Here is a 19,775-nt window from a genome sequence, read left to right as displayed (position 1 = left end):
ATTTTCTTTTTTAGAATTTTCAGGGTTGCATTACTGTTTATTTGTCAAGGTTCAGAGCTTAGATTCTCTGTCTGTTATCTATCGGCAGACATTTGCCATAAGCCCACGCAGATATTTCTATTTGTATAGAAGAACTGCGAACGGAGAAGGAGGGATTTGAACCCTCGCGCCGCTATTAACGACCTGCACCCTTTCCAGGGGTGTCCCTTCGGCCTCTTGGGTACTTCTCCAAGCAAGCTGATTCAATCAACTTATGCGGTTTAACCCGCTATTTATTTTTATTGTGTCCCGAAAATCATTCAGCCTGATTTCCGCAGCGGTTTACGCTAACGGAGAGGGTGGGATTCGAACCCACGCGCCCTTGCGGACAAACGGTTTTCAAGACCGCCTCGTTATGACCACTTCGATACCTCTCCATTTGTTTTCAATTGTGCAAAACAATGGGTTGTTTTTTTGTGTTCCTCAGCAGTGCAAAAGTTATTATAGCGAAAAAGCCCCTCAGTGTCAACACATTTTTTCCATTATTTTTAATTATTTTTTCGAAAGAGGAATTTTTCCCGTATTTACTGCATATGAAGGGCAGGGCCATTCTTTAATATTTACAAAATCAGATTCTTTTTTCCAAAATGCCGTCTGCAATCAGTAAATCTTCCGGTGTTGTTATCTTGATATTCTCATAGGAGGCCCGGAACAATTTGACGGGATGGCTGAGGAGGGTTTCCACCACCATGGCATCATCGGTGATTTGTACTCCCTGGCTGCGCAGCTTTTTTTCTTCCGATAACAGCTTGCGGTAAGCCCCGCGGATCAGAGATGCCTGAAATACCTGTGGAGTCTGCATCATCCAGACCAGATCCCTTCTTGGAGTGGATACGGCAAAATCCTGTTCGTCCGCAATTTTGATCGTGTCCTTTACCGGCATTGCGGCCACACAGGCTTTATGGGTTCTTACTTCCGCCAGCGCTTGTTTTATAATAGCTTGTGTAACAAATGGTCTGGCACCGTCATGGATATATATGTAATCACAGTCTTGTGATACTGCCTCCAGGCCGTTTGCCACGCTGAAATAGCGTTCGGTCCCGCCTGCTGCTATATGCTTAACTTTGGTAAATCCGTATTTTTCAATAATTTCTTTCCGGCAGAACTCTTCCTCTCCCTTTTCCGCTACGAGAACGATTTCATCCACAAAGCTTTCCTGGAATACCTTCAGGGAATAATAAAGAACGGGTTTATCCCGCAGCAGCATATATTGTTTGGGAATATCGCTGTTCATCCGTTTCCCTTTACCGGCAGCAAGGACCACCGCGGCTGTTTTTTCCTTCATAAACCATCCCCCGTTTCTAAATCCTTTCGCCCAGCTTCAGGTTGGGAACTGCATTCAAATCCCAGCCATGGCGTGTTCCTTTGCAGTATTCATAATAGCCTGCCACTCCGATCATGGCCGCGTTATCGGTACAATACACAGGAGAAGGATGATAGAATTCCAGCCCTTTTTCCCTGCAGGCTTTTTCGAATGCGGCACGCAGTGAGGTATTGGAAGCCACACCGCCGGCAATGGCGAACTTTTTAAAATGATACTGGGAAACAGCATCCATGGAATGTCCCACCAGGACGTCGATTACCGCTTTCTGGAAAGAAGCCGCAACATCTGCCTGGTTAACGGCAATCCCTTTCATTTCACAGGAATTCAGATAGTTCAGCACTGCGGATTTCAAGCCGCTGAAGCTGAAATCATATGTACTGCCGTCCACTTTGGCACGGGGAAAACGGATGGCATCCGGATTGCCCTCTTTGGATACTTTATCGATCTTGGGGCCTCCGGGATAACCAAGTCCGATGGCCCTGGCAATCTTGTCGAAGGCTTCTCCCGCGGCATCATCCCTTGTTCTTCCTATTATTTCATATTCCCCGTAATCCTTTACCACGACCAGATGGGAGTGTCCGCCGGAAACAACAAGGCAGATAAAAGGAGGCTCCAGTTCTTTGTTTTCTATATAATTGGCGCTGATATGCCCTTCTATATGATGGACTCCCACCAAAGGCTTGTCCGCAGCAAAGGCTATGGCTTTGGCTGCGGATACTCCAACCAGGAGCGCGCCTACCAGGCCCGGGCCATAGGTTACCGCTACAGCGGTCACTTCCTTTAAGGTGATTCCGGCATCGGAAAGAGCCTTTTCTATGACCTGGTTTACCTTTTCTATATGTTTTCTGGATGCGATCTCAGGAACCACTCCGCCGTACAGGGTGTGCAGATCAATCTGGGAATAGATAACATTGGAAAGAACCTCCCTGCCATTTCTGACAACAGAGGCCGCGGTCTCATCACAGGAGCTTTCCACTGCGAGAATATAAATATCTTCTTTTTCCATAAACTTTCTCCGTTATTCTTCAAAAAGGAGGTCTGTGCTTTTCCCGTCTTTCCCGGCGACAGCCTGGGGAAAGATCTTGCGGACACCGTCCATATACTCCTCCGGCCTGGTAAGGGAAGGGCTGTAATGGGTCAGCCACATCTGCTTTACCCGGGCGCGTTTTGCCATATCCGCGGCTTCCAGGAAGGTCATGTGCTTGTATTCCCGCGCTTTGTCCTTCTTTTCCGGTTCCCCATACATGCCTTCACATATAAAGAGATCGGCACCCGCCGCATTTTTGACAATTCCTTCCGTGGGTCTGGTATCCGTACAGTAGGTCAGCTTAATCCCTTTTCTGGGAGGTCCCAGAACCAGATCCGGGGTATAGACTGCGTCCGAGGTTTCTATCGTTTCCCCTTTCTGCAGGCGGCTCCAATACTGCTTGGGGATATCCAGTTCCTGGGCCTTTTCCAGCTGGAAGCGGCCGATCCGTTCCACAACGATATTATAGCCATAGCAGATCACATTATGGTTTACCCGGAAGGCTTCGATACAAAAACCGTCAAAGGGTATCCTGTGCTCCGGCTCCGTCAGTTCCAGGTATTCAATAGGAAAAGGCAGCTCCGGGGCAATGACACGCAGGGAATTCACCACCCGGGCAAGCCCCTTGGGGCCGATCAGAAGCAGCGGTTCCGTGCGTTCGGCATTTCCCATGGTGAGAAGCATTCCCGGCAGGCCGCTGATATGATCCGCGTGGTAATGGGTAAAGCAGATAATATCCACCGGCTTGGGGCTCCAGCCCTTCTCCTTCATGGCGATCTGTGTTCCTTCCCCGCAGTCGATCATGATACTTTTTCCGTTATAACGGGCCATAAGAGACGTGAGCCACCTGTAAGGCAGGGGCATCATCCCTCCGGTTCCCAGTAAGCATACATCCAGCATTTATACGTATTACTCCAATCCGCTACAGAAGCTCCTTTGCCTCCTTTACTTCAGCAGGCACCTGAAATTCTGCGAGCATTTTATCAAAACATTGTTCGCACAGGTCAAAATGGTACACCTGTCCGTCCTTGTCACTGAAATACCCGAAGGCATGTTTTACTTCAAAACAGCCTTCTTTCAGTATTCCGTTTTCCACTTTTAACTCTTTTTTGCACCGGTTGCAAATAACCGATATGAGCTGGGTATTATTATTATCCTGATATATCCGCATGGTCACTCCAATCCGCGTATTTTACGCTTTCCGTTTTTATTCATTATAACGTAAATTTTTGTCGAAAAACAGCGGTAATTATTCCATGCGCTGGCTATCTCTTCCACATAATAAGCGCATTTTCCTTTGGATTTCTGTAAAAATCCTTTCTGACGCCTTCCGTCACAAAACCTAAAGACTCGTACAGGCGGATAGCCGGCAGATTGCTTTCCCGGACCTCCAGTGTGAAATTTTCCACACCGGAGAGTGACGCTTCTTCCATCAGCTGCTTAAGCAGCAGGCGGGCATACCCTTTTTTCCTGTGTATTTCCTCCACTGCCACATTGGTGATATCCCCGTCCTCAAAGGATTTCCAGATCCCGCAGTAGGCTACCAGGGTTCCCTCTTCCACACCGGATAAGTACAGGGTGTTGGCATCTTCCAGCGCATCGGCAAATGCCTGCAGGGACCAGGCATCCGTCCCGAAGCACTTTTCTTCCAGTGCGGCGGCCTGGGTGAGATCGTCTCTGACCATTCTGCGAATCGTCATGTTCAGCCTCCGCTTTCCCCGGAACCGGATTTTTTTTGTTTGGAGAAGGTCCCTTTGCTCATCATGGCGTCTCCCGCCTGCTCTCCCGCCATTTTCCTGGCTTCGCTGCGTTCCCGTTCCGCCTGGGAGGGGCGGAGATATTCCGGGACATACGCATAGGCGGGTACCATTTTCCCCTCTTTGGCATATCCGGCTGCCAGGACAGCGACGGCAGCCGCACGCTGCCGGTTGCACAGGGCCGGTGCAAACGTATAAGGACGGCGCATCAGTTCCGCCAGCTTTTCCCGGAAAACAGGGACGCCGTCTCCTAAAAAGATAACCCCGGCATCACCGGGAAGCCGGTTCAGCTTATCTGTGATTTCTTCCACCGGCACCACGCACTGAGGCTCCAGGATATCCAGGCTATATTGGATTTCCAGGGTATCCTGTGTATCCCGGGGGGAGGCGGTATGTTCCGTTCCGCTTTTATTTACAGGGACAAAGCGGTATATACCGGTATAAACCTGGCTCCGTCTGGCATCCATCAGGGGACAGATAATCTGATCCGTCCCATAGAGGTTCATCGCCAGCGCATCCACGGTAGGCACCCCGATCAGAGGCTTATTCAAAGCAAGCCCCAGTCCTTTTGCTGTTGCGGATCCTATACGGAGTCCGGTGAAGGAACCAGGTCCGGCAGATACCGCTATGGCATCGAGGGTGGATAAATCCAGCTCAATCATTTTCTTCACTTCATCCAGCATGGGAAGCAGGGTCTGGGAATGGGTTTTTTTATAATTGGTGGTGTATTCCGCAATCAGATTGTCATCTTCGGTCACCGCCACACTGGCTACCAGCCCTGAACTGTCTATGGCTACTATTTTCATTCCTGATTCGCTTCCTTCCTTGTCAGGGTGATTTTACGATAATCAAAACCCTTTTTCAAGTCTTTTTCGATTTTCACCCGGGTATAAGAGGGGGGCAGGATCTCTTCTATGAGATTGGCCCATTCAATAAGGCAAAGGCCGTTTCCATAGAAACAATCCTCATAGCCGATCTCTTCCATCTCTTCCACATCACCGATACGGTACACGTCAAAATGATAAAAAGGCATCCGCCCTTCCTCGTATATCTGGACTATGGTAAAGGTGGGGCTGTTAACCGGCTCCCGGATCCCCAGTCCCGCCGCAACACCCTGGGTAAAAACCGTTTTGCCCACGCCCAAATCACCGACTAAGGTAAGCACCGTACCGGGTTCGGCCAATCTGCCTATCTTTTCTCCCAGCGCAAAGGTGTCTTCGGGGCAGAAGCTTTCGATTTGTTCTGTTTTCATTATAGTCAATCCTCCTGCTACATCCGGATGTTCACTTTTTTGGGAGGCATATGCGTGGAGATCATTTCCACCGCCTTGGTAAGGCTGTCCTTTAAATCCCTCCTTGGAAAAATGCTGGCATTGATTCTTGTCGTATAGAGGATGATGCTCCGGCCTGTGGAAACCGCCTTCACCATATCCTCCCACTTCTGGAATTCCACCATATCCCCCTGGGATACCTCCACGCCTTCTTCTGTCATTTTATAATGAAGGGGCTGCTTAAATGCCGGGTTTGTAAGCGCCTGCTGCTTGGCTTTCAGGAGCAGGCTCCCCGGCTGGTACAAAAGAATTACCAGCCCGGCGATCAGATAGATCACATGTCCGGTCATACCGAATGCAACCAGAATCAGCGCGCCTACCGTAGTTCCCACCACTCCGGCAAAGCTGGTATAGGTATGGTGGAGCATATAATCATAAAGGATTCCCGAATCAATTTTTACATCAAATTCCACTTCCATAGCGTACCTTCCTGTCTCTGTTCATTCGCAGACCCGAAAAAGCACCTACGTCGTAGGTGCTTTTGTCTACTTATCCTTATATTATACTGAAATTCTTCCGTTACGCAAGAGATTTCGGCCTATTCGTGACGCAGCGCTTCGATGGGGCTGAGCTTCGCCGCTTTCTTGGCAGGGTATATCCCGAAGAAAATACCTACTCCTGCGGAGAACAGGGATGCTATTAAAACAGTGCTCACCTGGATACGTGCCGAAAATCCGATTACCCCGCCTATGAGGACCGCTCCGGTAACGCCCAGGATAATGCCGATAATTCCTCCCAAAAGCGTGATAATCGCTGATTCGGACAAGAACTGCAGCAGGATGGAACCGGTACGCGCTCCCAGGGACTTTCGGATACCGATTTCCCTGGTACGTTCTGTAACGGAAACGAGCATGATATTCATAACACCTATCCCGCCTACCAGAAGGGAAATGGCGGCCACGATTACTACAAAGATGGAAATACTTCCTAAAACGGAATTAATCTGGGAAATCTGATCCTGCATGTTCTGAACCTGAATCAGCCCTTTCCCTCTAATGTTATGTCTTCCTTCCAACAGGTTTATGGTACTCTGGGCCACCTGGACCGATTCCGTAGGAGAATCGCAGATAATGTAGAAATCCGTGAATTCCCCGAAATATAAACCATAGGAAGCGCTGAGCACGGTGAGAGGCAATTCAATATTGATCATATCACCGTACATACTGAACATAGCCGACGCGCTGTCCTGGCGGACCCCCACAATCCGTAAATCCTGGGTAGTCCCATACAGGGTAACTTCTATGGTAAGCCCGATTACATCGGTGGTGCCGAACATCTTTTTGGCTGCCTGCTCCGGAATGACACAGACCTTATTTCCGGAATAATAATCACTGGCCGAAAAATACCGGCCCGCCACAATTGGTTCGCTCTGATAATATTCCATACTGTTTGTTCCGCCGGAAACATAGGCGGTGAACTCGCCCTTTTTCCCGATCGCGCTGCCATAGAGGGTATACACGGGAGTTACTCCTTTTACCCCTTCTACCTTTTCACTGATCGCATCGAAATCATCCGTGGTAAAATAAACCTCGTCCTCGCTGTGTTCGTTGTTTACATATATGCCGATAAGCCCTCCGGCCATGGCATTCAGTTCATCATTGACCTGTCCCTTCACGCCGTCACCTATGGATATGATCATGATTACGGATGTAATACCTATGATAATACCCAGCATCGTCAGAATGGACCGGCCCTTATTGCTCCGGATATTCATCAGGGCAATTTTAATATATTCCCATGCCTGTGCCACTATTCAGTCCTCCTTATATAGGCAGCTTCGAATAGTACCTGGCTATTCATTTTCAGACCCCAGTGTGCCATCCGCCGCCTGTGATTCCGCAGTTTCTGTTTCTCCGCCTGCTTCTTCGGAGGAACCTTCACCGGCTGCTGTCTGTGTTCCGGCCTCCGATGCCGTTTCAGCCACAGCGTCTGTTTCACCGGCTGCCGTTCCGGTCTCCGGTACAGCCTGGCCGGCCCCTGCGCCGCCCATGGGAACCGCTATCACCTTCATGCCTTCCATAACGGTGCCTGTTACATCATAGACGATCTGATCCCCGTCCTTCAGGCCTTCCTTAACCTCAACCATGCTGTCCGAGGAAATGCCGGTGGTAATACGTCTCATGGTCACCACGCCGTCTTCCACCACATAGCAGAATTCACCCTGCTTATCGGCATTCACGATTTCAACCGGGATAGTTACTACATTTTCAGCAGACGCGGTATGAATCACCAGCTTTGCTTCCACACCCAGGAAAATATTGTCATCCGGATTCTTAATATGGACTTCCGCGCCTACAACAGGAGTTCCCTGGGAGTTGGCTGCGGCCACTTTGTTGATTTTGGAAACTTCCCCTTCATATACGCTGCCGGCAATGGTAACATCCACCTGCTGCCCGATAGCGATTTTGGGAAGATCATATTTGGTTACTTCGATTCCCACTTTTACCTGCTTGTTGCTTTCTATGGTAAAGAGTTCGGTTCCTTCCGAAACCGTTGCGCCCTCCAGAAGGCCGCCTCCCTTGGTCGCCTCCTTGGATGTGGATACGGTGGCAATCTTGGTCACGATACCGGGGAATTCAGCAATTACGCCCGCCTTGGCTTTTTCCAGTTCGTCTGCTGCCTGGCTGGCTGTAATCTGCGCGCTCTGGGCGCTGTCCGCCTGCTGCTGTTTCACGTAAGGATCGGAAATTCCGGCTTCTGAGGAGGATTCCTTGCCTTCTCTCTTGCTGATTTCTTCCTTCATATCCTCCAGCTTCTTCTGCTCTGCATCAATAAGACGCTGTTTTTCTTTCATCTCATCGGACATGTTCAGGTCACTCAGCTGGTTGCTGGTATCACGGATACTGTTATTCAGGTTCTGTATGATTTCCTGGATGCTTTTTCTTGTCTCTTCATCCCTCTGTTCGGCCAGCTTATTGTTCTGGGTTTCCAGCTCCTGGTTCAGTTTTCCCAGCCAGTCCTGGAGCTTTTGCTTCTCGGCCTGCTGTTCGTCCTCCAGTTCATATTTTAATCCCTGTACGTACTGTTCCTGCTGCTCTGCCAGTACCTTCAGCTCAGGAAGGCCGATAGTTGCTTCGTTATATTCCGACTGGTTTTTGTTGCTCTGATACTGGGAGCTTTTATAACCGTTCGCGGTTGCGGATGCATCCAGCGCGGCTTTTGTTTTCTGTGTTTCCAGGTCAGTGGTGTCAAAAACTACCAGCTGCTGGCCCTCCGTCACTTCATCACCCAGGGCAATGCTCATCTCGGAAATGGTCGCACCAACCGGTGCATAATATGTTTTGCTCTGTTCACTGCTTACCGTTCCGCTGGTTGACATGGTCTCTTCAATGGTTCCCACGGTGGCTGCAATGGTATTTATCTGCATGGGGGTATTCTTCGCAATAACGCTTGTCACCACGGAATAACCAACAATAACCACCACTAATGCCAGGGCGATTATCCAGCCGATTTTCTTCTTTTTCTTCTTTCCGGTGCCTCCGGCCATAATGGCCTCTCTTTTCTCCTGGGCCTTCTTTTCCTTTGCCTCGGTCTTTTCCCTCTTCTTTTTCTCTTTAACCGATTCCCGGGATTCCAGGCTTCCGGTATCTTTGTTCTCTAACTCACTCATTTTGATTCCTCCATAATTTATCCCATAGGGTAGTTACCTATTATATAAAGAGCTGTCTCACTCTTGTAAAAATACGGATTCGCAGCTGTTGCTCTGCTCCTTACTGCGCAAACCCCACTATTCCTCATAAACCTCCAGGTCCTGATTATAATCCGCTTCAATGTAGCCGTCCTTGATACGGATGACCCGTTCCGCCTGGGCGGCGATATCATTGTCATGGGTGATGATAATAACGGTTCTCCCTTCCTGGTGAAGGCTTTTGAGGATACCCATAATTTCTTTGGTAGAGCCGGAGTCCAGGTTACCGGTAGGTTCGTCCGCAAGTATGACAGGCGGCGCCTGGGCGATGGCCCTGGCTATGGCCACCCTTTGCTGCTGCCCGCCGGACATTTCAGAGGGCTTGTGGTTCATTCGTTTTTCCAGGCCTACCTTCATAAGGGCATCTTTGGAAAGCTCCATACGATCTTTTTTGCTCACCCCTCTGTAAATCAGGGGCAGTTCCACATTTTCCAGGGCGGTCAGATTGGGTATCAGGTTAAAGCCCTGAAAAATAAAACCGATTTCCCGGTTTCTGATATCGGACAGTTCGTCATCACTCATTCTGGATACGTCCTGGTCATGAAGCAGATAGGTTCCGCTTGTAGGGACATCCAGGCATCCCAGCATATTCATCAGCGTGGATTTTCCAGAGCCGGAGTGACCGATAATAGCTACAAATTCATTTTCGTTAATCGATACATTTACATGATCCAGCGCCCGCACTTCATTTTCACCCGGGTTATAAACCTTGCACATGTCCTTTACTTCCACCAGCGCACTCATACATTCTCTCCCTTTGTTCCCCTTCAGGCCGGATCCATTTCCGATTTTTGCCTGTGGAAACTGATTTACAATTCATCTGTATTATACAGTTAATACAGTAATGCAGTTTATGCTTTTTGTCAACCGGATATTTTATCCTGCTGCTTTTTCAGTTCCGTTTTATCCTCCCGGATCGTACCTGAGCATTACTTTGACTATCATACTATAGTTGCCTCCGAAAAATCTATGCGGTTCCTTTAAAATTTTCTTAATTTTTTCTAAAAACCGATTGTTTTTGAATAATTTTCATGGAAAGACACATACTATCGTTACTTCAAAAACACCGAAAACGGCAAAGGAGAAAATATGAGTCTGTTAAATAATGATGAGATACCTTTAGGGTTAGGAATGGCATTAGCCCAAAATATGGATGCCATGCGTGTTTTTTCCACAATGAACGAGTCTTCCCGACAGAATGTGATTGATCGTTCCCGGCAGGTGAATTCCAAACAGGAAATGGAAAATCTGGTTTCGGGACTGACAAGAGATACAAAAGATGAGGGATTCATTTTTTAGTTCCAAAAGCTTTACAATTTCTTCAAATTTCCCTCACGGATCTTCCACACTTGGATGATATCGTATATGTATACAAAGCCAATAACTTATTAAAATAGATTTCTTTTTCATAACTTGCCGGCATCTGCCAAGATGCCGGCCCTCCCTCAAAAACATGCAGGCCTGCGGGCCTGTTTTTTTATGGTTTCGGACAAAGGTCCGGTATTTTCAGAAAACATAATTGGCGAGGATGAACAGGAGGAAGGTATGGGCGGGGTAGAAAATGTAAAAAAAGTATTTCATGCCCGGGCCTTTTTGGTTGTTGTAACGCAGCATCAGGGGAAGGGAGAGGATCATAAGCCATTGGGTGGCTCCGACGCCTCCGTACTCAAGCATTTCCGTACTGAACTGGCTGATGCAGAAGATGATATAGGCGACGCTGAATAAATCCTTCTTTTCTTTTAAGAAATACATGAGCACCCCTAAGGCTACGAAGGAGAAGCCATATTCGTTAAGCGCCAGGTTGGGGACAATTCCGGTGAGCAGGTCCCCGGAAAGATTGCGGGTAAAGGGAAGGAGGTTGGGAAGAAGGTAGTAGAGAAGCTGTACAAGGGCTATTGCGCCAAGCAGGATGCCTCCTTTTTTCCGATCCTTTTGGTAAGTTTCTATTGTCGTGATGAGCAGTCCCACCAAAAACATGGGCAGGAAAATATTATGGTTGCCATATCCGTTTCCGTCTGCAAACAGGGTATCCACTCCGTAGGAAAAGAAGGTCATAAACAGGCTCATGAGATACAGGCGCAGCAGATATACCCCGCGGTTTCTGGTGTAGCGCAAGCCCCAGACCATGCAGAATAAAAACAGGGGATAGGATCCCCGGCCAAGCCATCGCAGCCACGAAGGGGCTCCTTCAAAATAATAGCCGATATGATCGATGACCATAAGGACGAGTGCGATCATTTTCAGTGTAAAGGTATTCATTTTATACTCCTTTTCGAAACCGGCAAATATTCACGGTTATTTACGCTGCGGGCAGCGGCCCAAACGGACGCGGCAGTAAATGCGCCTGCCTGCTGAACCGTTATAAAATATCATACTATAATATCCTTCAGGAAATCCCTGGGGGTTCCTTTAAGGATTTCTTATTTTTTTCTAAAATACTGGGCCCTCCCTCAAAAATAAGGCAGGCCGCATAGCCTGCCATTTTATATTTCTTTTTCTTTTATTCCACTTTCATCAGCTCCCTTTTATGGCACCGGTAATAAAGAAGCCCCGCCATATCCGCCAGCACCCAGCCGACAGGGATGGCAACCCAGATTCCGATCACGCCGATATAAGCCGAAAGCAGATAAGCCAGAAGCACCCGCATTCCCAGGGAAATCACCGTAAGCACGACGGACATGCCAGGTCTTTTGACGGCACGGTAAAAACCGTAAAGCAGGAAAAGACAGCCGATCCCCCAATAAAAAAGTCCGACCACCTGCAGATACCGCACTCCCTCCGCAAGAATTTCCGTCTCCTGGGGCTGTACGAAAATAAGCATCAGCGGTCTGGCAAAAAGCACTACTGCCGCGGATACGGCAATACAAAACAGGAAAGTCAGCTGTACCGCTTTTCTTATGCCCGCACGGATCCGTTCTTCTTTTCCCGCGCCATAATTTTGTGCCACAAAGGTGGAAAACGCATTGCCAAAATCCTGTACGGGCATATAGGCGAAGGAGTCTATCTTGACTGCGGCGGCAAAGGCAGCCATGATCACCGGTCCGAAGCTGTTCACCAGTCCCTGTACCATGAGGATCCCGAAATTCATCACGGACTGCTGAACACAGGTCAGGATGGAAAGGCTGCCTATTTCCCGGAGGATATGGCTGTCCCAGTGCAGATCCGAACGGGAAGGCCGCAGGTTTTGGCAGCGGATAAAGGCATAGCCCGCAATCCCCAGGCCGGATACGAACTGGGCAATGACTGTTGCACCGGCGGCTCCTCCCACACCCCAATTACAAACGAGCACGAACAGCAGATCCAGGCCGATATTCAGGGCCGCGGATATCCCTAAAAAAAGAAGGGGTACTGCGGAATTTCCCATGGCACGCAGCAGGCAGGCAAAAAAATTATAGAGGAAGGTAGCCCCGATTCCGGCAAAAATAATCCATAGATATTCCCGCATCAACGCATAAACCGGATCCGGCACTTGCAGAAAGGCCATAATGGGATCAAGGAACAGATAAACGCCGATATTCAATACCAGCGCAATGACAAAGATCAGGCCGAAGGCATGCAGGATGGAAGCTTTCAGCCGTGCCTGGTCGCCCTGTCCCTGATAGATGGAAAATAAGGCGCCGGCTCCCATGGACAGCCCTAACAGTATGGAAGTGAGAAATGTCATTAGCGTATATGCCGATCCCACCGCAGCAAGGGCATTGCTGCCAAGGAAGCGGCCTACAATCAGGGTATCTGCAATATTATAAAACTGCTGCAGCAGATTTCCCGCCATCATGGGCAGGACGAACAGAATGATTGTTTTGGTTATATTTCCTTTGGTCAAGTCTCTGTACATGAATAGCTTGCTCCTGTTATCTTAGATTACCATGCCCCAGTGCCTGTCAGCGGAAGGATGGCTGTGAAAAAAGAAAGCAGATTATATCCGCCGTGTGCTATCACACAGCACAGAAGCGAGCCTGTCCGCAAATAAAGAAGTCCCAGAACAAGGCCGCAGATAAACGCGGACAGGGTCTGTACCATATTAAAATGGAAGAAGGCGAAAAACAAAGCCGACACCAGCAGTGCTGTCACCGGTTTATATGTATGTTTCAGTCCCTGAAGGAGAAATCCCCTCATCAGCAGTTCCTCCGCTGCCGGCGCCAGCAGGCACACATGGATAAGGGAAGGAAGCGGTGCCCTGGCCAGTGAAAGAAGGGTATCCTGGTAGGCCTCTCTGCTGGCCGGAAACAGGCTGTCGAAGAAAGGATCCAGGCAGTTATCCAGCAGGAGATAAAAAAGGAAGGCGCACAGCAATGCAAGGATAATACCTTTTACAGAAATTTTCTTAATAGGATGCAGGATCCACGGGGCCTTTACGGTTAACAACCGGAAAAACAGGAAAGCGCTCACAAGCATGGTTCCCAGATTCATCCAGTCGGAAAGGGGATTTCCCGCTCTTCTCCATATCCCGACAGCAAGGGCCGTATCCAAAAGCAGAATGCAGAAATAACCGCCCAGCCAGGGCAGGGCTTCTTTTATGGTGAGGTTCTTTATTTCGTTCATTTTTATCTCCTGTTCCGGGCTTTTTCAGCATGTCCGATGGAGGCGTTTGAGGACTTGGATAGTTCTCCGATTTCCCTGTCTGCATAACGGTATCGGCCCTGCGGACCACTGTTAATCATATTGACAGATAGATCGAACAGTCATAAAATATATCTTACGATATGCCGGTATAAGAAACAAGGTGCCATACGGACGTAAAATATAGTACAGCTTATTATAGGAAACCTTTTACCAAAAAGCAATTTAAAAGGGGTATTTTTTTAGTCCCGCGGTAACAGTTCAGACAGGCAACGAACCAAAACCTGCCTGGCCCTGGCGGCCGCTGACTTTTCATTGCCAAACAGAATTACAGGAGGATTAAAAATGGAGAACCAATTGTCAAGAAACGAAGCCTGGGAGCTGCTTACTGAGTATACCAAAACCCCTGCGCTGCAGAAGCACGCGCTGGCTGTGGAAGCGGTCATGAGCCATTTTGCCCGGATTAACGGAGAGGATGAAACAGCCTGGGGCGTAACAGGGCTGCTGCATGATCTGGACTATGAAAAATATCCGGAGGAACACTGCAGCAAAGCGGCGGAAATTATGAAGGAGCGGGGAATCGATGACTTTTATATCCATGCGGTCTGCAGCCATGGCTATGGTATCTGTTCCGAAGTGAAGCCGGAAAGCAAGATGGAAAAAGTACTTTTCACCGTAGACGAACTGACGGGGCTGATCAATGCCCTGTGTCTGATGCGTCCTTCCAAAAGCGTTCTGGATTTAGAAGTGAAATCCGTAAAGAAGAAATTCAAGGACAAGTCCTTTGCCGCAGGGGTAAACAGGGATACCATCCGTACCGGCTGTGAAATGCTGGGAATGGAACTGGATGATGTTATCCGGGAAACGATTGAAGGGATGAAGGAAAACGCCGAAGCGCTTGGCCTGAAAGGGAACCTGTAATCGCTCATGCAGGCATAGCATGAGGCCGGTGTCCTTCCGCCTGCTGTCGGAGCGGAAGGACACCGTAAGCGTCAAATAAAAATCAAATCCGCAAGGACCTCCCCGCTATACATCGCCGCAATCCTTGCACTCGTTATGCCGTGAATAGCTTCATGGCACTTATTATAGCAGATTACCAGCATTAGAAGGTACCGTATTTTCAGCATAGTAAATCACCATTGTTAAATTAAGGGAATCGGCACAATAAGGTTTTCGTTATCAAACGCTCCCAGTTTTTCAGAAAGGCAAAGCACAGCACCCGTACCTCGCCTCAAAGGGGACTTCTCTATCACTGAAAAATTACTGATTATTCTTTTTTCCGGGGTAGCCGTTTTCTTAACTTCAATTGGATGCAATTGACCGTCTCCCTCCATTAACAGATCGATTTCCCTTGCATCTTTATCCCGATAATAATACAGATATGATTCCTTTCCAACATTCTGATAACTTTTTTGAATCTCGCTAACAGTGTAATTTTCTAATAATGCACCATTCATTGCGCCATTCATTGCAGTTTCGCTACTACTCCACTTCGTCAGATAACAAACAAGACCTGTATCATAAAAATATAGCTTTGGCGTTTTTACTGTACGTTTTAACACATTGTTCGAATAAGGGTGCAAATAAAAAATGATCCCCAATGCCTCTAAAATCCGCAACCAGCTTTTTGCTGTTGTTTGGTCAATATCACAGTCATCAGCGATACCTTTGAAATTAACCATTTGAGATGCTCTGGCAGCTACAGCCGTGATGAAATTCAAAAACTTCAATGAATCAATATTTCCCGATAAATCTCTTACATCCCTCTCTATATAGGTACTGATATAGCTAGAATAGAAAATGTCACGCTCCTGATATTTTTTGCTGACTAATGCAGGCATTCCTCCTAAAAAAATACGCCTATAAATTTCTGGTGCTGAAACAGGCGAGATTACTTTTTGACGCTCAGCGAGTACATTGACATCTAAAGAAAATGCACCAACATAACTGCTATAAATTTCTTGCTGGGAAAATGGAGAAAGCTGAAGTATAGCAACCCGACCGGCTAAAGACTCTTGTACACCATTCATCAATTTAAACAGTTGAGATCCGGTCATCCAAAAATCACCGGCGTGTTGATTTTTGTCCACATAAATTTTAATATAGGTAAACAATTCAGGTGCATACTGTATTTCATCAATTAAAATGGGCGGCTTATGAATCTGAAAAAACATTGCCGGATCCGATTTAGCCAATGCCCGATCATTAAGGTCATCCAATGAAACGTAATTTCTTTTGCAAGCTTCTGAATGAATTAATTTTTGAAGCATCGTAGTCTTTCCAACCTGTCTGGGGCCAGTTACCAAAATAGCTGGATATTGTTTATTTAATGTAAGAAAAATTTCCTCCATATTACGCTTGATATATTCCATCCCAACGCTCCTTTCGGCTATTTTATGACACATTCATATTTTAGCCGAAAAACGAAAAAATAGCAAGTGGAGACATCTTTCCGTTGGGAATTGCTGAACGTATTTGTAATCTGTACAAATACCTTCAAACCCACAATGTAATTCCATGCAAAATGCGATTGAATAAGAGCTTGCGACTGTTTTTTTATTCCAATCACAAGCCCTTATTTTTTACTTTATTGCAGGAACAGCAGCAAACCGTCATTTACTGTTATGGATTATGGGGCTGAGTTTCTTATACACCAGCATCGTAACAAGGGATACAATACCGCCTTTTAGTATGTTCATAGGCGCTACCGCAAAAATAACAAGCGTGTTCACGCTGTTGATCGCCGGGTTGATTGCATGGCCCATTTCAATTATGGAATCCAGGGGCATTCCATAAAGCTCCGCAAATTTAGGGAGCAGGTAAACTGCGTTAAAGGCGGTGCCGAACACCGTCATGATCAGGGTTCCCACGATGCAGCCGATCACTGCATTTTTCTTGTTTTTCCGGAACAGGTAAATGATGGAGGCCGGAAGGAGGAATGTACAGCCGATAATAAAGTTTGCCAGATCTCCTACAAATGCGGTGGACGTGCCTTTGAACAACAGCTTCAAAACGATTTTACAGAATTCTATCATGACGGCGGCTACCGGTCCGAATGAGAATGCCCCGATGAGGGCCGGCAGTTCGCTGAAGTCCATTTTATAAAAGCCGGGAGCAAAAGGGATCGGGAAATCCATCACATGGAGGACGGCTGCTATTGCGGAAAATACGCCGACCATGGCAATTTTTCTGGTCGTGAGGGTACGTTCCTTCACTCCGTTTTTCTTCTTTTCCATTTTCTCCACCACATAGGCAATGACTACCATTGCGGCTACCAGGCCCAGAAATTCCAGTACAAAAATAAAATTTTCCGTAAATGTTGCTGCTAAATTACTCATAGATACTCTCCTTTTCTTTTTCCCTGTTTGGGAATTGGTAAGATGAAGGAAAATTCTTCTGCCTTTTCATAAGAGGGACGCCCGGGGTTCCATGCGTTCCGGAGATATGGTTTTCTGCGGAAGCGGACAAACCGGTGCATCCGCTTTTGCTCCATGCCCGCGAGGATAATGCCGCGGGAATAAAAAAAGCCCGGAGAACCAATTTCCCCGGGCAGATATCCAATCCATAGAACAAAGCGGTATTCCCTGTTTACGGGAAAAGGAATATACCGGTCTTTCCTCTCATGATTTTTCTTCTTTCATCCAGACTTTACTGTCGGTTCCGGATTCTTACCGGAATCAGCCGCATAATGCGGGTCGCGGACTTGTCTGCTCACGCAGCTTCACCGCCGGTAGGGAATTGCACCCGACCCTGAAGAACTTTACCTTTATGCAGTTGCCGGCAGGTTCCTTTGCTGAGGAAGCTGCTCTTTTGTTATTTTTTGTAACGGTTCGGTCCCTTCACAGTTACAACCTAAATCCATCCCAACTCGCCTTCGGTAATGGATTTTGGCACTCATGAATCCTTTTCTTACGATCAGGGCAGCAGGTGGGCTGACCGGACTGAATCCTTACACTTTTTTATCATAGCAGGATTTCCCTAAATGTCAACCGTGTTTTTCTTCCTCCAATATGAGGAACCCGTTTTTCCCCATCTCTTCTTCATCAGCTGCGGGCATTTGTGTTATATAATTCCGGTATCCCCTGCAGCCCGTTATTTTCCGGTTTGCACCGGCAAAATTGAACAGGAAGTAAATCCGGCGCCCTTGCAGGAAACGGACTACGCATTCCACGCCGTCCGGAACGGCAATCTGTCTGTAAGACGGGCAGACGGGATCACAAACTGCGCGCAGGAAGCGCTGCCAGGTTTCCTCCGGCATATCCGTTCCCACGTAGTAAGCTTTCCCTGCTCCATATTGGTTTTCCGACAGGACCATGCTGCCCTGTTTGTAGTCCTCCCGGTATACGCCCAGGGGCTTCCCTGTACCGGAGAGCAGTTCACTCCACAGGCCGTCCTTCACGGTCAGCACCTCATCCTCGTTCTCCGGTTGTTCTTCCCCGTCCTCTTGCTTTCCGGGAAGGGTGAGGGTATAGGTCGTATGGTTTTCTTCAAAAACAGGTTCCACCTCTTCGACACATATCCCGAACACATCGGTAAGGCCGGCCGGCAGCGGCTGGGTATAGCCCGCATTATCTTCGTTTTTGACGCCGGTGAGGAAGGTGGCGATCAGAATGCCTCCTTTTTTAACATATGCACGCAGTCTGTTTATGGCAGCCGCATCCAGCAGGAAAGCCGCAGGGAGCAGAAGGACCTTATAGGTTTCCCAGGCCGCATGGAAGGAAAGGACGTCCGCATTGATACCGATGCGTTCCAGGCTGTGATACCGCTTATTTGCATAATCAAGATAGGTAAAGCAGGGATCGTTCACCGGTTTGATGCGCAGCGCCCAGTGGGTATCATAGTCCAGAAGGATCCCCGCCTGCGACGGGAAGGCCGCCTGTTCGAGTGGCTCCAGCTGCTGTAACAGCGCCGCCGTTTCTTTCATTTCCCTGTAGCGTCTCCGGGGAATCCCGTCCATATCCACAATCGCATAATTCAGCTGCTCCGCCCCATAGGGAAAGGTGCGGTACTGAAAATGCAGAAGCGCCTGTGCCCCGTGAGCAAAGGCCTGGATGACGGCCTGCTTCAGCGCCCCGGGATTTGGCTGCAGCCTGCCGGATCCGCTGAGACGGTGGCCGCCTCCGGACATAAATTCCAGCACCCAGAAGGGGGCCCCTTCTTTTACGCCCCTGGCAAATGCGTAGGGAAAAGAGTCCACACGGGCATTGCGCAGCCCCGGGTAATAGTCAAAAGCATAGCAGTCCAGCGCCTTTGTGCTCTTATAGTAGTCTATGCTGTTGGTAGCCAGCCCCGTGGCGTTGGTGGTGACCGGATGGTCTGTGTATTCCCGCAGAACAGCCGTCTGGATATTCTGGAACGCGATCTGGCTGTCACTGGAAAAGCGTTCGAAGTCCAGACGTACCAGGGGATTTTCGTAAAAAGCATTTATCAGGTTCTGCGCCCCCGGCTCGATGGTATTGACCGGCGGGGTGATTTGATCAAAGCTCTGATATTCCTGGGACCAGAATACGGAGCCGCTTCTTTGGTTAAAGGTTTCTATCGTGCCGTATTTTTTCTCCAGCCAGAGGCTGAATTTTTTCCGGCATACCGGACAGGTACACCGGCCCGTCCCCTCCTGGGCCGGTTCATTATCGATCTGAAAACCGGCCACATGGGGGTTCTTCCCGTAATGCTCTCCCAGCATTCGGGTGATACGGGCGCAGGCTTCCCGGTACCGGTCGTTATTATAGCAGTAATGCCTTCTTCCCCCGAAGGGTCTTACCACACCCCGGTTATCCTGATACCGGATTTCGGGGCAGCCGGTCACAAGCCAGGCCGGGGGACATGCCGTGGGGGTGCATATAATGGTGCGGATCCCGGCCTGCCCCAGCGTTTCCACCACCTCGTCCAGCCAGTCCGGCACAAAACGGCCTTCCTCCGGTTCCAGGCGGCTCCAGGCAAATTCCCCCATACGTACCGTATTGATTCCCGATTCCTTAATCAGGGTGAGATCCCGCTGCAGTTCGTCTTTGTGTTTCTGCTCGGGATAATAGGAAACGCCGTATAACATC

Annotated in this window: 19 protein-coding genes, 2 tRNA genes and 1 riboswitch; of the genes, 2 read left to right on the top strand and 19 right to left on the bottom strand. The window is 48.5% G+C overall.

The genetic code is table 11. The features are described 5' to 3' along the window. Window positions 1-141 precede the first annotated feature (141 nt). The 13 genes from DXA36_RS21680 to DXA36_RS21620 all read right to left on the bottom strand — a co-directional run bounded on the left by DXA36_RS21680 (window position 142) and on the right by DXA36_RS21620 (window position 9,909). A tRNA-Ser gene (locus DXA36_RS21680) sits at window positions 142-230 on the bottom strand. Window positions 231-330: 100 nt separating this feature from the next. Continuing rightward, window positions 331-416, bottom strand: a tRNA-Ser gene (locus DXA36_RS21675). A gap of 191 nt (window positions 417-607) precedes the next feature. Continuing rightward, window positions 608-1,324 (bottom strand): 2-C-methyl-D-erythritol 4-phosphate cytidylyltransferase, encoded by a 717-nt coding sequence (gene ispD, locus DXA36_RS21670; RefSeq protein ID WP_118681541.1) that lies wholly within the window; start codon window positions 1,322-1,324, stop codon window positions 608-610. Between the two features lie 16 nt (window positions 1,325-1,340). Beyond that, on the bottom strand, window positions 1,341-2,369 hold the full coding sequence (tsaD, locus tag DXA36_RS21665) for a tRNA (adenosine(37)-N6)-threonylcarbamoyltransferase complex transferase subunit TsaD (RefSeq protein WP_118681540.1): 1,029 nt from the start codon (window positions 2,367-2,369) through the stop codon (window positions 1,341-1,343). A gap of 12 nt (window positions 2,370-2,381) precedes the next feature. Then, window positions 2,382-3,290 (bottom strand): ribonuclease Z, encoded by a 909-nt coding sequence (locus DXA36_RS21660; RefSeq protein WP_118681539.1) that lies wholly within the window; start codon window positions 3,288-3,290, stop codon window positions 2,382-2,384. A gap of 22 nt (window positions 3,291-3,312) precedes the next feature. Beyond that, window positions 3,313-3,561, bottom strand: coding sequence for a hypothetical protein (locus DXA36_RS21655; protein ID WP_118681538.1), 249 nt, complete (start codon window positions 3,559-3,561; stop codon window positions 3,313-3,315). 94 nt (window positions 3,562-3,655) lie between these two features. Then, window positions 3,656-4,090, bottom strand: a complete 435-nt coding sequence (gene rimI / locus DXA36_RS21650) for a ribosomal protein S18-alanine N-acetyltransferase (protein WP_118681537.1) — start codon at window positions 4,088-4,090, stop codon at window positions 3,656-3,658. Between the two features lie 2 nt (window positions 4,091-4,092). Continuing rightward, window positions 4,093-4,953 (bottom strand): tRNA (adenosine(37)-N6)-threonylcarbamoyltransferase complex dimerization subunit type 1 TsaB, encoded by an 861-nt coding sequence (gene tsaB / locus DXA36_RS21645; protein ID WP_118681536.1) that lies wholly within the window; start codon window positions 4,951-4,953, stop codon window positions 4,093-4,095. After that, window positions 4,950-5,399 carry a tRNA (adenosine(37)-N6)-threonylcarbamoyltransferase complex ATPase subunit type 1 TsaE gene (tsaE, locus tag DXA36_RS21640; RefSeq protein WP_118681535.1) on the bottom strand — a complete coding sequence of 150 codons (450 nt, stop codon included), beginning with the start codon at window positions 5,397-5,399 and terminating at the stop codon, window positions 4,950-4,952. The genes tsaB and tsaE overlap by 4 nt, the downstream gene beginning before the upstream one ends. A 17-nt stretch (window positions 5,400-5,416) precedes the next feature. Further along, complete coding sequence (locus DXA36_RS21635; RefSeq protein ID WP_118681534.1) at window positions 5,417-5,896, bottom strand: YcxB family protein; 480 nt, start codon at window positions 5,894-5,896, stop codon at window positions 5,417-5,419. A 119-nt stretch (window positions 5,897-6,015) separates the two neighbouring features. After that, a complete protein-coding gene (locus tag DXA36_RS21630) occupies window positions 6,016-7,227 on the bottom strand; it encodes an ABC transporter permease (protein WP_118681533.1) in 1,212 nt (403 codons plus the stop codon). Window positions 7,228-7,269: 42 nt separating this feature from the next. Beyond that, entirely contained in the window at window positions 7,270-9,087 is a 1,818-nt protein-coding gene (locus DXA36_RS21625) for an HlyD family efflux transporter periplasmic adaptor subunit (protein ID WP_118681532.1), read from the bottom strand. Window positions 9,088-9,204: 117 nt separating this feature from the next. After that, window positions 9,205-9,909, bottom strand: a complete 705-nt coding sequence (locus DXA36_RS21620; protein WP_118681531.1) for an ABC transporter ATP-binding protein — start codon at window positions 9,907-9,909, stop codon at window positions 9,205-9,207. Between the two features lie 345 nt (window positions 9,910-10,254). Between DXA36_RS21620 and DXA36_RS21615 the strand changes: the two genes are divergently transcribed. Beyond that, window positions 10,255-10,464 (top strand): hypothetical protein, encoded by a 210-nt coding sequence (locus DXA36_RS21615; RefSeq protein ID WP_118681530.1) that lies wholly within the window; start codon window positions 10,255-10,257, stop codon window positions 10,462-10,464. Between the two features lie 207 nt (window positions 10,465-10,671). Here the strand turns inward: DXA36_RS21615 and DXA36_RS21610 are convergent, their stop codons facing one another. The 3 genes from DXA36_RS21610 to DXA36_RS21600 form a co-directional block, all read right to left on the bottom strand. Beyond that, a complete protein-coding gene (locus DXA36_RS21610) occupies window positions 10,672-11,424 on the bottom strand; it encodes a TraX family protein (RefSeq protein WP_118681529.1) in 753 nt (250 codons plus the stop codon). Window positions 11,425-11,665: 241 nt separating this feature from the next. Then, entirely contained in the window at window positions 11,666-13,000 is a 1,335-nt protein-coding gene (locus DXA36_RS21605) for an MATE family efflux transporter (RefSeq protein ID WP_118681528.1), read from the bottom strand. A gap of 26 nt (window positions 13,001-13,026) precedes the next feature. Then, window positions 13,027-13,707: a CPBP family intramembrane glutamic endopeptidase gene (locus DXA36_RS21600; RefSeq protein ID WP_118681527.1), complete on the bottom strand. Its 681-nt coding sequence runs from the start codon at window positions 13,705-13,707 to the stop codon at window positions 13,027-13,029. Between the two features lie 363 nt (window positions 13,708-14,070). On the opposite strand from DXA36_RS21600, the gene DXA36_RS21595 reads away from it, so the two are divergent. Then, a complete protein-coding gene (locus DXA36_RS21595) occupies window positions 14,071-14,646 on the top strand; it encodes an HDIG domain-containing metalloprotein (RefSeq protein WP_118681526.1) in 576 nt (191 codons plus the stop codon). Window positions 14,647-14,867: 221 nt separating this feature from the next. Here the strand turns inward: DXA36_RS21595 and DXA36_RS21590 are convergent, their stop codons facing one another. The 3 genes from DXA36_RS21590 to DXA36_RS21575 form a co-directional block, all read right to left on the bottom strand. Further along, the gene (locus tag DXA36_RS21590) at window positions 14,868-16,097 is read right to left on the bottom strand and encodes an ATP-binding protein (protein WP_118681525.1); all 1,230 of its coding nucleotides are present in this window, start codon (window positions 16,095-16,097) and stop codon (window positions 14,868-14,870) included. Between the two features lie 240 nt (window positions 16,098-16,337). Continuing rightward, entirely contained in the window at window positions 16,338-17,063 is a 726-nt protein-coding gene (locus DXA36_RS21585; protein ID WP_118681524.1) for an ECF transporter S component, read from the bottom strand. 287 nt (window positions 17,064-17,350) lie between these two features. After that, a riboswitch (FMN riboswitch) is annotated at window positions 17,351-17,487 on the bottom strand. A 223-nt stretch (window positions 17,488-17,710) separates the two neighbouring features. Continuing rightward, the gene (locus DXA36_RS21575) at window positions 17,711-19,774 is read right to left on the bottom strand and encodes a beta-galactosidase (RefSeq protein ID WP_118681546.1); all 2,064 of its coding nucleotides are present in this window, start codon (window positions 19,772-19,774) and stop codon (window positions 17,711-17,713) included. Between the last annotated feature and the right edge of the window lies 1 nt (window position 19,775).

The organism is Eisenbergiella sp. OF01-20, assembly GCF_003478085.1.
Taxonomy (GTDB): Bacteria; Bacillota; Clostridia; order Lachnospirales; family Lachnospiraceae; genus Eisenbergiella.
The sequence above is the reverse complement of the archived record's forward strand: the minus strand, read 5'-3'. Positions and strand labels throughout refer to the sequence as shown.